At 68.3% G+C, this 14065-nt stretch carries 13 protein-coding genes and 1 tRNA gene; 8 read left to right on the top strand and 6 right to left on the bottom strand.

The features are described from left to right. Positions 1–411 precede the first annotated feature (411 nt). The 7 genes from FMP39_RS35630 (at position 412) to FMP39_RS35600 (ending at position 5751) form a co-directional block, all read left to right on the top strand. Positions 412–1773: an IscS subfamily cysteine desulfurase gene (locus tag FMP39_RS35630; RefSeq protein WP_228558617.1), complete on the top strand. Its 1362-nt coding sequence runs from the start codon at positions 412–414 to the stop codon at positions 1771–1773. Between the two features lie 96 nt (positions 1774–1869). Further along, positions 1870–2271 (top strand): Fe-S cluster assembly scaffold IscU, encoded by a 402-nt coding sequence (iscU, locus tag FMP39_RS35625; RefSeq protein WP_002634235.1) that lies wholly within the window; start codon positions 1870–1872, stop codon positions 2269–2271. A gap of 25 nt (positions 2272–2296) precedes the next feature. Further along, entirely contained in the window at positions 2297–2695 is a 399-nt protein-coding gene (locus FMP39_RS35620) for an iron-sulfur cluster assembly accessory protein (protein ID WP_002634234.1), read from the top strand. A gap of 108 nt (positions 2696–2803) precedes the next feature. Then, a complete protein-coding gene (gene hscB / locus FMP39_RS35615; protein WP_194858705.1) occupies positions 2804–3361 on the top strand; it encodes a Fe-S protein assembly co-chaperone HscB in 558 nt (185 codons plus the stop codon). Next, a complete protein-coding gene (hscA, locus tag FMP39_RS35610) occupies positions 3358–5205 on the top strand; it encodes a Fe-S protein assembly chaperone HscA (protein WP_141594421.1) in 1848 nt (615 codons plus the stop codon). Before hscB ends, hscA begins: the two co-directional genes overlap by 4 nt. Position 5206: 1 nt before the next feature. Next, positions 5207–5584: a 2Fe-2S iron-sulfur cluster-binding protein gene (locus tag FMP39_RS35605; protein ID WP_141594420.1), complete on the top strand. Its 378-nt coding sequence runs from the start codon at positions 5207–5209 to the stop codon at positions 5582–5584. A gap of 83 nt (positions 5585–5667) precedes the next feature. Continuing rightward, positions 5668–5751 (top strand) — tRNA-Leu (locus FMP39_RS35600). Positions 5752–5807: 56 nt separating this feature from the next. On the opposite strand, the gene FMP39_RS35595 is transcribed toward FMP39_RS35600, so the two are convergent. Continuing rightward, complete coding sequence (locus FMP39_RS35595; RefSeq protein ID WP_141594419.1) at positions 5808–6896, bottom strand: lysylphosphatidylglycerol synthase transmembrane domain-containing protein; 1089 nt, start codon at positions 6894–6896, stop codon at positions 5808–5810. Further along, positions 6893–8644 carry an alkaline phosphatase family protein gene (locus tag FMP39_RS35590; protein WP_228558616.1) on the bottom strand — a complete coding sequence of 584 codons (1752 nt, stop codon included), beginning with the start codon at positions 8642–8644 and terminating at the stop codon, positions 6893–6895. Before FMP39_RS35590 ends, FMP39_RS35595 begins: the two co-directional genes overlap by 4 nt. 349 nt (positions 8645–8993) lie before the next feature. Between FMP39_RS35590 and FMP39_RS35585 the strand changes: the two genes are divergently transcribed. Further along, complete coding sequence (locus FMP39_RS35585; RefSeq protein ID WP_141594418.1) at positions 8994–10472, top strand: hypothetical protein; 1479 nt, start codon at positions 8994–8996, stop codon at positions 10470–10472. Between the two features lie 203 nt (positions 10473–10675). On the opposite strand, the gene FMP39_RS35580 is transcribed toward FMP39_RS35585, so the two are convergent. The 4 genes from FMP39_RS35580 to FMP39_RS35565 form a co-directional block, all read right to left on the bottom strand. Further along, positions 10676–11065, bottom strand: a complete 390-nt coding sequence (locus FMP39_RS35580; RefSeq protein ID WP_141594417.1) for a hypothetical protein — start codon at positions 11063–11065, stop codon at positions 10676–10678. A 228-nt stretch (positions 11066–11293) separates the two neighbouring features. Continuing rightward, positions 11294–12373 carry a mevalonate kinase gene (locus FMP39_RS35575; RefSeq protein WP_141594416.1) on the bottom strand — a complete coding sequence of 360 codons (1080 nt, stop codon included), beginning with the start codon at positions 12371–12373 and terminating at the stop codon, positions 11294–11296. Next, positions 12373–13359 carry a diphosphomevalonate decarboxylase gene (gene mvaD, locus FMP39_RS35570; protein WP_141594415.1) on the bottom strand — a complete coding sequence of 329 codons (987 nt, stop codon included), beginning with the start codon at positions 13357–13359 and terminating at the stop codon, positions 12373–12375. The genes FMP39_RS35575 and mvaD overlap by 1 nt, the downstream gene beginning before the upstream one ends. Positions 13360–13367: 8 nt before the next feature. Beyond that, positions 13368–14065: mevalonate kinase (locus FMP39_RS35565; protein WP_141594414.1), on the bottom strand; the 698-nt coding region annotated here is incomplete at its 5' end.

Below are 14065 nucleotides of genomic sequence, written 5' to 3'. Positions count from 1 at the left end.
TCCTCCCGCCGCCCTCCCCCGTCTCCTGCGACTCCTTCGTGCGGGCCGTCTGCTTCGCGCTCATGTGCGTGCCTCCCTGTGGTGGCCGCCACCCGTGCAGGCGGCCGGCCAGGGAAGGGCTTGCCGGGAAATCAAGCGGTTGGCCGGAGGGGGTGCGCCATTCTGGGGCGCCTCGTCCCAGGACGGCGCGCCCGGACTGATCCACGACGGCGCGGCGTTGACTTAAGACGTCCTATTGGGAGCACGCACCCACACCCGCGGCGCGCCTGATGTTCGCTTGACCCGAAGGCGCCCCTTTTTATATTTGACCAGTCCGGTCCACATTCAGGTGTGACGGTGTAGGCCCCCCTGCGGCAAAGGCGCTCCGAGGCGCCGGTCGACGTCCCCTCCAGGAAGGTGTTGGAAGCAATGGTGAAGCTGCCGATCTACATGGACAACCACGCCACCACCCCGCTGGACCCGCGGGTGCTGGAGGCGATGCTGCCCTACCTGCGAGAAGACTTCGGTAACGCGGCCAGCCGCAATCACGTGTTCGGCTGGAAGGCCGAGGCGGCGGTGAACAAGGCCCGGCAGCAGGTGGCCGAGCTCATCGGCGCGGCCGAGCAGGAGATCGTCTTCACCTCGGGCGCCACCGAGTCCGACAACCTGGCCATCAAGGGCGTCATCGAGTTCTACAAGTCCAAGGGTGACCACATCATCACCCTCAAGACGGAGCACAAGGCCATCCTGGACACCTGCAAGCGCCTGGAGCGCGTGCGGCAGGAGCGGCTGGACGAGCTGAAGCTGCTGCGGCTGGCGCAGCTCGCGGGCCAGGACGTCACCGAGGACAACCAGTCGGAGCTGCTCAAGAAGTACGACGTGGACTCCGACGAGACGTACCGCAAGTGGGCCGAGCTGCCCACCGGCGGCGCGCGCGTCACCTACCTGGACGTGGAGCCCGACGGACGGGTGAGCCTGGAGAAGCTGGCCGCGGCGATGACGCCGAAGACGGTGCTGGTCTCCATCATGTTCGCCAACAACGAGATTGGCGTGGTGCAGCCCGTCGCGGAGATTGGCGCGCTGTGCCGCTCCAAGGGCGTGCTCTTCCACTGCGACGCGGTGCAGGGCATCGGCAAGGTGCCCTTCGACGTGGAGGCCATGAAGGTGGACCTGGCCTCCATCACCTCGCACAAGATGTACGGCCCCAAGGGCATTGGCGCGCTGTACGTGCGCCGCCGGCCGCGCGTGCGCATCGCGCCCATCATCGATGGCGGCGGTCACGAGCGCGGCATGCGATCCGGAACGCTGAACGTGTCGGCCATCGTCGGCTTTGGCATGGCGGCCGAGCTGGCTCGCAAGGAGCTGCCCGAGGAGTCGGCGCGCCTCCTTCGCCTGCGTGAGAAGCTGCGCAAGGGCCTCACGGACGCGCTGGACATGACCACCATCAACGGCTCGCTGGAGCACCGGCTGCCGGGCAACCTCAACATCTCCTTCGCCCACGCGGAGGGTGAGTCCCTGATGATGGGCATCAAGGACGTGGCGGTGTCCTCCGGCTCGGCGTGTACGTCCGCCTCCCTGGAGCCCTCCTACGTGCTGCGCGCGCTGGGCGTGGACGAGGAGCTGGCGCACAGCTCCATCCGCTTCGGCCTGGGCCGCTTCACCACGGAAGAGGAAGTCGACTACGTGGTGAACCTCGTAGTGGACAAGGTCCGCAAGCTGCGCGACATGAGCCCGCTCTACGAGATGGCCAAGGAAGGCATCGACCTCAAGAGCATCGAGTGGACGGCGCACTAGCGCCTTCTCAGGTAGACAGGGGGGCGCGAGCCTCCTCGCCCGGAGGGCGTTGCCCGCCGGAACCTTTGGTGAGAAGCATCCGTTGAAGGAGCAGGCATGGCTTACAGCGACAAGGTCATCGAGCACTACGAGAACCCCCGGAACGTCGGGACGCTCGACAAGGAAGACCCGAACGTGGGCACCGGCCTGGTGGGCGCGCCCGCTTGCGGCGACGTGATGCGCCTGCAGCTCAAGATCTCCGAGGACGGGCTCATCGAGGACGCCCGCTTCAAGACGTTCGGCTGCGGGTCGGCCATTGCCTCGTCGTCGCTCGTCACCGAATGGGTGAAGGGCAAGACGGTGGACCAGGCGATGACCATCTCCAACAAGGACGTGGCCCGCGAGCTGTCGCTGCCGCCGGTGAAGATTCACTGCTCCGTGCTGGCCGAGGACGCCATCAAGGCGGCCATCGAGGACTTCAAGAAGAAGCGCGCCGCGCGTCAGGCCAAGGCGTCCTGACGTTCGGGAAAGGGAGAGGCGAACCATGAGCGAACAGGCGACCCAGGAGACGACGCAGCGCCAGGCGCCTGCCACAGCGCCCGTGGCCAAGCCCCCCAAGGGCATCACCATTGCCGACAGCGCGGTGGCCCGGCTGAAGGAGCTGCTGGAGCAACGGCAGACGCCTGAAGCGGGCTTGCGGCTGGCCGTGAAGGGTGGCGGGTGCTCGGGCCTCCAGTACTCCATGGAGTGGTCGGAGAAGTCCCGCGAGCGCGACAAGATTTTCGAGAAAGACGGCGTGCGCGTCTTCGTGGACCCGAAGAGCTACCTGTACCTCATCGGTACCGAGCTGGTGTTCGAGCAGACGCTCATGGCCTCCGGCTTCAAGCTGAACAACCCCAACATCAAGGCGGCCTGCGGCTGCGGAGAGAGCTTCTCCGTCTGACGCGACAGCAAGCGCTCCGCCTCCTTCTGGGCGGAGCCGCCACCACGCGGGCCCGGCCAGCCGCCGGGCCCTTTTCGTTTGTCCCCTCCCCGCATTGGAGAGCCCCCTTTGAGGACTCACTTCGACGTCTTCGGCCTGAAGCGCGCCTATGACGTGGACGTGCCGGCGCTGGAGAAGCAGTACCGCGAGCTGTCGTTGCAGCTCCACCCGGACCGCGTGGCACAGGCCAGCGCGCGCGAGCGCCTGCAGGCCCTGGAGGGCACCACCGCCCTCAACGAGGCCTTCAAGACGTTGAAGGACCCGGTGCGCCGCGCCTTCTACCTGCTCAAGCTGCACGGCATCGACCTGGACCGCGAGGACGCGGGCGCCCAGAAGGACATGCCCCTGGCCTTCCTGGAGGAGGTCATGGACCTGCGCGAATCGCTGGACGCCGCCATGGCGAAGAAGGACCTGGGCCGCGCCCGGGCCATGGCGGACGACGTGGAGGCCCGGAAGAAGGCGGCCCTCACCGAAGCGGTGGAGTCGCTTCGCACCCTGGAGGCGGGCGAGCCGGGGGACGGCGGGCAGGAACAAGTGAGAAAGGCATCGCACGCGCTGGGGCGGGTGCGCTACTTCACGCGCTTCCTCGAGCAGGTGGACGCGTTCGAGGAGGAGATTCAGGCGTGAGCAAGAACGGCTACCTTCAGATTCACGACCCGCTGAAGCCCAAGGGGCAGGCGGTGGGCATCGACCTGGGCACGACGAACTCGCTGGTGGCGGCGGTGGTGAAGGACCAGCCCGTCTGCGTCCCAGTGGACGAGGGCGACGCGCTGTTCCTCCCCTCCGTGGTGCACTACGCGAAGGACGGCGGCGTGGTGGTGGGCGCCCGGGCTCGGAAGCTGGCGTCCGAGCACCCCACTGACACCATCGCCTCCGTGAAGCGCTTCATGGGGCGCAGCCCGGACGACGCGGAGACGCGAAAGCTGGGGCACTACAAGTTCGCGCCCGGCGCCAAGGTGGTGCGCTTCGACGTGGCGGGCGGCACGCCAGTCACCCCCATCGAAGTCTCCGGTGAGGTGCTGCGCGCCCTCAAGCGCCGCGCGGAAGCGCACTTCTCCACCAAGGTGGAGCAGGCCGTCATCACCGTGCCCGCCTACTTCGACGACGCCCAGCGGCAGGCCACCAAGGACGCGGGCCGCCTGGCCGGGCTGGAGGTGCTGCGGCTGCTCAACGAGCCCACCGCCGCCGCGCTGGCCTACGGACTGGACAAGGGCAGCCAGGGCACCTTCGTCGTCTACGATTTGGGCGGCGGCACCTTCGACATCTCCATCCTCAAGCTGGTGGACGGTGTGTTCGAGGTGAAGTCCACCGGCGGCGACTCCGCGCTGGGTGGCGATGACTTCGACCGGGCGATTGCTCAGCGCGTGATGGAGACGCTGGGCGCATCCGAGGCGCCGGCTCCCGCCCTGGTGGCGGAGGTGCTGGCGGCCTCGCGCAAGGCCAAGGAAGCGCTCACCGACGCGGCTTCGGTGGAGTTCTCCGCGGGCGGGCAGACGCACTCGGTGAAGCGCGAGGACTTCGACGCCTGGGTTCAGCCCTTCGTGCAGAAGACGGGCACGGTGTGCCGGCGGGCGATGAAGGACGCGGGCGTGACGGCCGGGGAGCTGGACGGCGTCATCCTGGTCGGCGGCGCCACGCGCGTGCCGGCGGTGCGCCGCTACGTGGCGGAGCTGTTCGGCCGTGAGCCGCTGGGCGACATCGACCCGGACCAGGTGGTGGCGCTGGGCGCCGCGGTGCTGGCCAACCTGCTCACCACGGCGGACCGGCAGGATGACGTGCTGCTGCTGGACGTGATTCCCCTCTCCCTGGGTTTGGAGACGATGGGCGGCATCGTGGAGAAGCTGATTCAGCGCAACTCCACCATCCCCACCACCGCGGGCCAGGTGTTCACCACCTTCAAGGATGGGCAGACGGGCCTGGACATCCACGTGCTCCAGGGCGAGCGCGAGCTGGTGGAGGACAACCGCAGCCTGGCGCGCTTCACCCTGTCCGGCATTCCGCCCATGGCCGCGGGCATGGCCCGGGTGGAGGTCCGCTTCCAGGTGGACGCCGACGGCATCCTCTCCGTCAGCGCGCAGGAGCAGAGCACCGGCGTCAGCCAGTCGATTACCGTGAAGCCCAGCCACGGCCTCACGGACGAGGAGATTGAGCAGATGCTGCTCGACTCCATCGACTACGCCGAGGACGACATCCAGGCCCGGCAGGTCCGCGAGCAGCGGGTGGACGCCGAGCGCGTGCTGGCCGAGGCGGACCGGCAGTTGGGCGAGCACGGCTCGCTGCTCCAGGAGGGGGAGCGCGCCACCATCGACTCCGCCATCGCCCAGGTTCGCGAGCTGATGAAGGGCGAGGACCACCTGAAGCTGAAGGAGGCCGTGCACGCGCTGGACGAGGCGTCCCGCCCCTTCATCGAGCGGGTGATGAATCAGGCCATCACCCAGGTGGTGGCTGGCCACTCCGTGGAGGACTACTGACGTGCCCAAGGTGACTTTCAAGAGCCCCCTGGCCGAGGTCAGCACCGACGTGCCCACCGGCACCACCCTGCTGGACGCCGCCGAGGCCTGCGGCGCCCAGGTGGGGCATAGCTGTGGCGGGGTCTGCGGCTGCTCCACCTGCCATATCTGGGTCCGCAAGGGCCTCGACTCGCTGAGCGAGCAGACGGACGCGGAGGCGGACCGCCTGGACATGGGCTTCGACGTCCGCCCCTATTCCCGGTTGAGCTGCCAGACGGAGCTGGGCGCCGAGGACATCCTGGTCGAAATCACCGAGGAGTCCCTCACCGCCTTCATGGACGAGAACCCCGTCCTGCGCCGTTCGCTCGAGGCCGAAGGAAAATGGCCGCTGAAGAAGTGAGGTTGTTACGTAGTGCTTGACGGGGCCGGGCAGTAGCTCTATACGTCCGGCCCATCGCAGCGCCGCACCGCGATGCCCCACCTGCCCAGGTGGTGGAATTGGTAGACACACTAGATTCAGGGTCTAGCGCCTGCAAGGGCATGGAGGTTCGAGTCCTCTCCTGGGCACAAAGTTGAGAAGGGGCCCCGGTTTCAAACCGGGGCCCCTTTTCGCTTTTCAGGGGTCAGGAACGCGCGGGCTCCACGGCATCGTGCGCCACGTGGTTCGCGGCCTCCCGCGCGAGGCTCCCGCCCTTGCGCAAGTCGCGGATGCGAATCTTCCGCAGGTGGACGGAGACGGCTCCCACCGCGACCTGGCTGATGACGGTGCCCAGGTGCGTGAGCGTGGCGAAGGCCGCCGCGTCCTCCGGCGAGGCCCCCAGGCTGCGGGCCGCCCAGCTCGTCACGAAGTAGTAGATGCCCATTCCCGCGGGGACACCCGGGAGCGACTGCCCCAGGGAGATGGCCCCCAGCACCACCGCCCCGGCGAAGAGTCCGCCGGAGATGCCGATGCCATGGAGTGCCAGGCCGTAGGCCAGCGCGGAGGCCAGCACTGGCGCCACCGAGAAGACGAACACCTTCGCCATGCCGGTGAAGGAGCGCGCGGTGCCCAGGCCCTCGCTGACGTGGTGGAGGAAGCCCTCCACCCTCGGGAGCTTGTGGCGTCGGTGCAGTGCGAAGGCGAGCGGGCCGGACCAGTGCGCCAGAAGCACCACGAGCGCAACAAGCCCCACACAGAGTAACACGGCCGCTTTCAGCTCCCCCTCGAAGCGGGACAGCGTCCGGCCGAAGGGGCCCAGCAACGACAGCATGACGAGCAGCATCAGCGCCGCGAACTCCATCAGCTTGCAGACGCCCACGGTGCCCAGGCACCGGAGAAAGGGGATGCGCTGCGTCCTCGACAGGAGGAACGAGCGCATGACGTCGCCCAGCTTTCCCGGCAGCGCGTTGTGGACGAAGGCGCCAATGGCCACCAGGTGGTAGCGCTCCTTGAGGGGCACATGCCGACGGAGGGTGCGCTGCCACTGCACCGCGCGCAGCGGGATGATGGAGGCCTGGAGCAACATGAAGGGCACCAGCCACACGAGGTGGCCGGGCAAGTCCCTCACGAAGTCCCCCAGCGGGAAGCGCGGCTGGAGCAGTGGCCCCGTGCCGCTCAAGTTCCACTTGAAGAAGGCAGTGGACAGCAGGACGACGGACAGCACGAGCCCGAAGACGGCGAGCAGCGCCTTGAACAACGCCCGGCCTCCGGCGTGCCTCGCCCTCCCCTTCACGGCACCAACCGGAGTCGTGGGGTGTTGTCGAGATAGGCCGCCGCGAGCCGCTCATGAAGCTGTACGCAGTGCGAAAGGCCAGACAGGTCCACGGGCGCCTTCGCGGGCCAGCACACCAGGCTGTTGGCCTCCGTGCGAGTCAGTCCTCCGTGCGAGCCGAACTCCCAGGCGAAGCCCACGGTGCCACCACGCTGCACGGCTTCGCCGAAGAGGACCAGGTCGCCCGCGGTGGACATGGTTGGGAGTACGCGGAGGAAATCCGCCACCGCGCGCTTGCTGAACTCCGAGGCCAGGGGGGCCCGGTCCAGCGTGTCCACGGTGTAGACGCCGTCGCGCACGAGCGCGACCGCGCTGTTGCCCCTTCGCAGCGCGACGAGGCCGATGTCCGGGCTCCGCGTCACCCGGGCCAGGACATCCGGGTGGCGTGCGAGCAGGGAGCTGGCTTCCAGCGGATTGGGCTCGCCGGACAAATACACATGGGCGAAGTTGCCGCAGTCGACAGCCACCGGCGTGAATGGCGCTCGCGGCCGAGTGTCCAGCTCCAGGCGAGTCCTTCCGTCGCAGAGTCCGCGGACCACATCGTCGGAGAGGGGTCCGTCGCCGTGGGGGGCCATCAGCCACTGGGCCAGAGGTTGGCCCCTCCGCTGCTCCCAGGGCAGACAGTCCACGTGCCCGTGGTCGGAGAGGAAGACGACGTCGTAGGGCTGCTCCACCGCGCCCGCCACGGCATACAACTCCGCGAGGTACGCATCCACGCGGTGCAGCTCGGCGCGGGCTTGTTCGGAGCGCGGCCCCCGACGGTGGGCCACCTCATCGTAGTTACCGTAGACCAGGTAGATGACGGGCACGCCTCGCGCCATGTCCACCAGGGACTTGGTGAAGGCGAAACTCCAACCCAGCCGCTGGAGGAAGACGTGGCTGAAGAGGAAGGCCGGCTCGTGGCGCCAGTCGTGGAGCCCGCGAGCCCAGTGGACGACTTCGCGCGCCGCGGCCCAGGTGTCCATGCCCAGCGAGCGCAGGTAGTCCCAGATGCCGCGCGTGCGCGCACTGAGCAACCCCAGCATCTCGTAGGAGAACGCGCGCGACATCTGCTCGAAGCTGGCCAGCGTGCTCATGCTCAGCGCGTTCGCTGCTCCCGCTCGGAACAGGGAGAAATACCCGTGGCCTCCACCATCGAGCAGACTGGTGCGGCCCGCACCGCGCAGGCGCTGATCGATGGCCAGCGCATCCGCCGGGGTGTTCATCTGGACCTTGCGGCCCAGCTCACGGTCGAACCACGAGTAGGCCGGCAGGTTGGAATGGCGCATGCCGTAGAGCAGGCCTGCCTGGAAGTATGGCGTTGACGTGGGCGCTCCCCAGAAGGCCTCGTCCAGGTGGAAGGCCCCCGAGCGGACGAGCCGCGATAGGAAGGGCATGCGCCCCGCGACGAGCGCTTCATCCAGCAGGCTCTTCGGAACGCCATCCAGGTGGACGAGGAGCAGCTTCCTCGCCCTGCGTCCTGGCGCGGGTGGCACCTTCTCCCGGACCCGGCTCACGAGGCCGTGAGCCCATAGATGCATCGCTGGTGGAAGCACAGCGCTCACGGGTGTCGCCTCCCCTCCTCCGGCAGCCAAGATGAACACTTGAGAGGACAGCCGCCCCAGGGAGTGAGTCGCCTTCCAGGAGAGCGGGCGGGCAACCGCCGAGGCTTTTGGGCGCGGGAAGGAGCGCCGCCACCCGGGCGTGCTTCGCGGCCTCTTCATGCTCATTCCCGTTGCGGCCGTCCTCCTGTCAGCCTGAGCGCTTCCCCGGACTCGATCCCGTGAGGAAGTCTGGCTTCGATGCGATGGCCATTCCTCTGGTGAGCGCCAACTCGGGCCAGGGGACGCCGGGCTTCTGGCTGCGCCTGCGAGGCCATCCCTTCGGAAGGCATTGGCGGAATGAACAGCGTGCGCGGGCGGCATCGAGCGCAACGGCTTCGCCGGGAACATCAAGGCGTTCATGCACACGGAACTGCGCTACCAGGCGGCCCAGGTCCAACGGTCGGGCACATGTTCTGACGGCTGCCGAGCGCAGCCTTCTCTCCGTCACTGCCGCTGACCTAGTCTGTCCTTCCTCATGGACCGCCTCGCGCTCGTGCTCTTCTTCGTCGTCAGCATGGCTTGCAGTTCCACGACCACCCCCGACTCGCCCGACGCGGGGCAAAGCGGGCCCCCAGGCGCCGCGGATGCCGGCTCCGGGGGGAATCATGGCATCCCGGATCGGGAGACGGCGTGTCCCGGCACAGACAACCCGCCGGGACGGATCGTCGAGATTGCCTGGCCCAGCCGGAGCAATGTGCACTTCGCCACCGAAGGCGACACCGTGCGCTTCGTCTGGAACGACGGCGAGCCGCACAACGTGCTGCAGGTGAAGAACTTCGAGGGGCAGGATCCGCCCGTCGCCCCCTACGGGGACGCCCAGTGGCCGCAGCAGATTGCGAGCGGACCGAAGACCGTCCAGGGGTCATTCGACTGGAATACTGGCACCTCGCCATGCGGCTATCGCCCGGGCATCTACTTCTTCGTGGACGAGGGAAACCCCGTCGGGGGAGTCGTCTCCATCGCTCTGACCACGCGTGAGAACCCCAGCCCCCAGTACGCGCCGAAGCCGTGCAGCGCGCTCGCCAATCCCCTCCACTACAACGGGCGCTACGCGGCCTATGCGAGCCGCGAGAACTGCACGCTGTTCGAGGTCAACAACTTCACGACTGTGGCGCATTACGACTGGGTGGAGCCGACCTTCGCGGCAAAGCAGGGAGACCTCATCCTCTTCCGCTGGACCGGTCTGCACAACGTCGTGCAGGTCCACAACGTGAACGAGGACGCGCTGATTCCTGGAGGGCTCGCGAGCGGCCCTCGCACCAACTGTGCCGGTGGGCCGAATTACACGTGTGTGAATGGGCCGTACCACCTCGGTGAGTTCCTGATCGACACGGCCCAGCATCGCCCGGGGATGATCCATCTCTCGGATGGCTGCGCCTACGGCTGTGCGGACTGTCCGTGGGAGTGCCGCGGACCGGATCACGTCCCCACTGGGACGAACATGCAGTTCCTCCTCTCCCGCGCGGAGACCGGTCCCTCAGAGGATGGAGCCTGCTGTGCGATCGACTCTGCCAAGGGACGGAAGTGCCGTGTTGTCGAGCTCTACAACGACGCGGAGGGAATGCAGTTCGAGTACAACGTCCCGGTGAATCGCGGCGACCTCGTGCGCATGCGCTGGGCGGGCTCGCTGAAAATCGTGCAGACGACGCCAAGTGCCAACGGCGCGCCCAGCCGTAATCCCAAGCCGGGCGGGCTCGCGATGGATGCACCGGTAGAGTGCGTGCCCGGCCCCAATGGGTCCTGCCTGGGTGGGAACACGGCGCAGGCAGAGCTGCTCCTCGACGTCGACAAAGCCATCCGCGACGGCAAGGCCGAGCGCTTCGAGCACGGCCAGCACTACTTCACGTTCCACGCCTTCGGAGAGAATACGGACGGCTACTCCTCGCAGGACTCCGGCATCCTGCTCTACGTCGCGCGAGGCGAACCCTACACCGACAACCCGCCCTGCCCCTGACCGCTCAGCGGGGCGACATCGCCGGGCCCTTGCTCGATGCCCACCTTCCGTGAGTCGGACGCGCACTCGCCGGCTCCGGTCGTCAGGGCATCGTCGTCACCTTCGGGCACATGGCCTGACGCCTATGGGCGGCGCTTCCACACGTCACCGCCGCGGGTAAATTACTCGCCCCCCAGCGCGCGCTGGACGCAGACAGCCGCCACTCACCCGGCCAAAGAGGGCTTCATCACAAACTCAGCGAGGATCCCGCGCGCCTCGATGACGTTGGCATCTCTCGGATCGATTGCTGCGACTGTATCGTCGTAAGGGTCGAGGGAGAGATAGGCCATGCCCGACGGCTGAACGAGCGCCTTGTACCCAGGAACGAAATAGAATGCCTGTTCCTCAGACCATCGGAATTCGATCCGGGTCACACCCGTAAAGCGGATGCGCAACTCCGCCACGGGGCTTTCCGGCCTCGGGGAGCACACGAGCTCCAGTAGCACTCCGCAGTGCTCTGCGGCACGCGCCGCTATCGACAGAATCCTCCCGTCGTGCAGCGCCCACCGCCTTGCAATCTCATCGAGCGCTCGCGCCCCCTCGAAAGTACTCATTCACTCCCCTTGAGCCACCCAAGTCCGGCCAACTCCTGCATCCTCGCAGAGGTCTTGCCCACTCAGGCGTGGAGGTGCCAAAGGCGCAACTTCACACTGCTCATGGAGGAGCCGAAGCAGGGCAGCCTCGGTTGAGGGAACTTGCTCCCTTTCCGAATCAAAAACACTGTTCCCACCTTGGGATGCAAGGCAGATAGCCGGAGCTGACGGGTCTTTGAAGAGGCGCGCTCAGGTTAGAGCGTCGACCCAAGTCCGCAGTCGGGGAGCCACCTGGGCCTCGCCACGGACACCGGGCTCGGCATCCAAGAGCAGCGTGTGGAAGCCCCGGGCTTCCAATCCCTTGCACATCTCCGCCCGCACCTGGGCATCCGGCGCGAACAGGATGCAGCCGTCCCCTCCGCCCGCGCCGGACAGCTTGCCTGCGGCGCCGTACGTGGCCGCCAGCGCCAGCACGCGGCGCATGCCTTCCGTCTCCAGCGGCCCCAGCTCCAACAAAAGCGCGTGCTGCGCCTTCACGGCCTCTGAGAAGGCCCGGAAGTCACCGCCGCTCAGCCCGTCCTCAATCGCATGGCCCAGCGTGTCCGAGCGCTCCACGAAGCTCCAGCGGCCTGACTCCTCCAGACGCGCTTCCACCTGGCCAATCAACACCCGCGTCGAGGCGCTCTCACCCGTGAAGGCATACGCCATGGACACCCGGGGCGATGGCAGCCGCCACACGTCCACTGACGGAGACTCCGCCAGCGCCGCGCGCAGCCGGCCGGTGTTGCTCGCCTCAATCAAGGGCGCCACGTCGTAGCGCCGGTAGCGCAGCACGCCACCGGCGAAGCTCGTCGCCACGTCCCCGCCACTGCCCTTCCCGCCCTGCCCCAGCGTGTGCGCCAGGAGCGCCAGCTTCAGCGCGTCGTAGCGCTCCTCCAGCACATAGCGCACGCCTTCCGCCGCCAGCACCGTCGCGCACGCACTGCCGCCCATGCCCAGCTTCTGCCCGTTCGGGCCCACCGCGGACGGGGCTACCGCCAGATCGAACCCCTGGCTCGCGCGTCCATGTGCGCGCAGGGCCTCATCCAGCGCCCGCGCCACGAAGGCGAACCCCGCCGGCACTTCCCGCGCCCAACGCACACCCAGTGGCGTCGTGCTCCCCGCCAGCGTCCCCTCCTCCAGGCACACGTGCACGCGCGCATCCGCGCGGCGGCGGACATACGCGGCGGTGCGCGGTGCCACCGCGGCAAGGCGCGCCACGCCGCCCCACAGCACGGCGTACTCGCCGGAGAGGAACAGCTTCCCCGGCGCGGAGAGGGCGCGCTCCATCAGAAGAGGTGCTCCGCCTTCAGCTCCGCGTCACCACCGGGCACGCAGCGAATCACGTCCACCGCGCCGCATGCTCGGGCCAGCGCCTCCGCGGCCACCTCGTGCGCGGCGTCCGTCAGCAGCACCGGGTTCGGCCCCGCGTCCAGCGTGAACCACACCGGGATGCCCTTCTTGCGCTGCTCCTTCAGGTGCTGGATGAGCGCCAACGTGCCGGGGCTCATGTAGCTCAGCGGCGGATTCGCGGCGAACGACGTCGCGTGCATCCTCCACGCGTTGCGCTCACACAGCTCACCCAGGGCCTGCAGGTCGCGCTTCGCGATGTGCTCGCGCACCTGCACCACCTCTGCCTCCGCGTCCTTCACCCACGCCGGGTAGTACGGGCTGGTGTCCACCGTGAGCTTCATCCCGTCCCGCGACTTCACCTCTTTCTCGCCGCGGTCGAGAATCGCCACCACCATGCGCAGGTCCGGCCAGTGCGCCGCGTCGAAGCGCTGCACCGCGAAGCTGTCCTCACCATCCGGACGCTCGCCGCGCTGCCACTCGCAGAACCCACCCTGCACGCTCCGGCACGCCGAGCCGCTGCCCATGCGCGCCAGGATGCTGGCCGCGCGGGGCTCCGACGGCAACCCCGCCGCCGCGCGTCCCGCCACCGCCAGCGCCGCGAAGCCCGCCGCGCTGCTGGCCAACCCCGCCGCCATGGGGAAGTCCCCGCGCGACACCACCTTCGCGGGGCCCAGGTCGGCCTTCGCCTGGGCGCGCACCCACTCCAGCAGCCGCAGCACGCGGTCGCGCTCGCTGCCTTTCGCGGTGTGCCCGTTGAGCTCCACCTGGTCGCTCGCGGCGCCGAACTCCACCGTGGTCGTCACCGACAGCGGCGACAGCGTGAGGGACAGGCTGGACTGGTGCGGAAGAATCAACGCGTCATCCCGCTTCCCCCAGTACTTCACCAGGGCGATGTTGGGATGCGCCAGTGCTGTGGCTTTCATGGGAAGACTCACGACGCCCGCGGACCCGCGAGCTGGCTGCTGAAGCAGCGCACGCCCATCCGGCGGAGCTTCGTCACCACCGGCTTGGGCTCGAGAAACAGGCCGATGACGGCCCCACCATCTCCACCAGCTCCGGTCAGCTTGGCGCCCAGCGCCCCCAGCTCCCGCAACCGGTAGACCATCTCTTCCAACGGCGGCGACGACAGGCCCAGCGCCGCGAGCAGGCCCTGGTTGACGTTCATCGCGTCGCCCAGTGCCTCCAAATCTCCCGCCGCCACCGCCTTCGCGCCCTCCGAGGACACCCGTCCAATCTCCGTGAACAGGCGCTCGTAGCGCGACGGCCAGCGAGCCTGCCGCTCCCGCAGCGCCCCCACCGTCTTCTTCGTGGGGCTGCGCTCACCCGCGAGCGTCACCACCACGTGCAAGGGCTTGGGGCTCTCCACCACCTGCCCCGTCCCCTTGGCGGCCCCCGGCTTGCGCCAGTAGAGGACCAGCTGCTCCGCCGCGCTGGTGGTGTGGTCCACGCCGGACGGCGTGCCGTGGAACTCCTGCTCCATCGCCCACGCCACACGCGCCGCCTCCTTCGGCGTGGGCACCTTCCCCGCCGCCTGGAGCAGCAACCGCGCGCACGCCACCGACAGCGCCGCCGAGCTTCCCAGGCCCACCGCCAGCGGCAAGTCCGCCTCCAGCGACACCTTCACCGGCG

Source organism: Myxococcus sp. AB056, from assembly GCF_006547365.1.
GTDB lineage: Bacteria > Myxococcota > Myxococcia > Myxococcales > Myxococcaceae > Myxococcus > Myxococcus virescens.
The sequence above is the reverse complement of the archived record's forward strand: the minus strand, read 5'-3'. Positions and strand labels throughout refer to the sequence as shown.

Bases quoted from the DNA above. Each gene is read 5' to 3' on its own strand.
- iscU (WP_002634235.1), top strand. From the start codon at position 1,870: ATGGCTTACAGCGACAAGGTCATCGAGCACTACGAGAACCCCCGGAAC.
- FMP39_RS35620 (WP_002634234.1), top strand. From the start codon at position 2,297: ATGAGCGAACAGGCGACCCAGGAGACGACGCAGCGCCAGGCGCCTGCC.
- FMP39_RS35590 (WP_228558616.1), bottom strand. From the start codon at position 8,644: ATGAGCATGAAGAGGCCGCGAAGCACGCCCGGGTGGCGGCGCTCCTTC.
- FMP39_RS35585 (WP_141594418.1), top strand. From the start codon at position 8,994: ATGGACCGCCTCGCGCTCGTGCTCTTCTTCGTCGTCAGCATGGCTTGC.
- FMP39_RS35580 (WP_141594417.1), bottom strand. From the start codon at position 11,065: ATGAGTACTTTCGAGGGGGCGCGAGCGCTCGATGAGATTGCAAGGCGG.
- FMP39_RS35575 (WP_141594416.1), bottom strand. From the start codon at position 12,373: ATGGAGCGCGCCCTCTCCGCGCCGGGGAAGCTGTTCCTCTCCGGCGAG.
- mvaD (WP_141594415.1), bottom strand. From the start codon at position 13,359: ATGAAAGCCACAGCACTGGCGCATCCCAACATCGCCCTGGTGAAGTAC.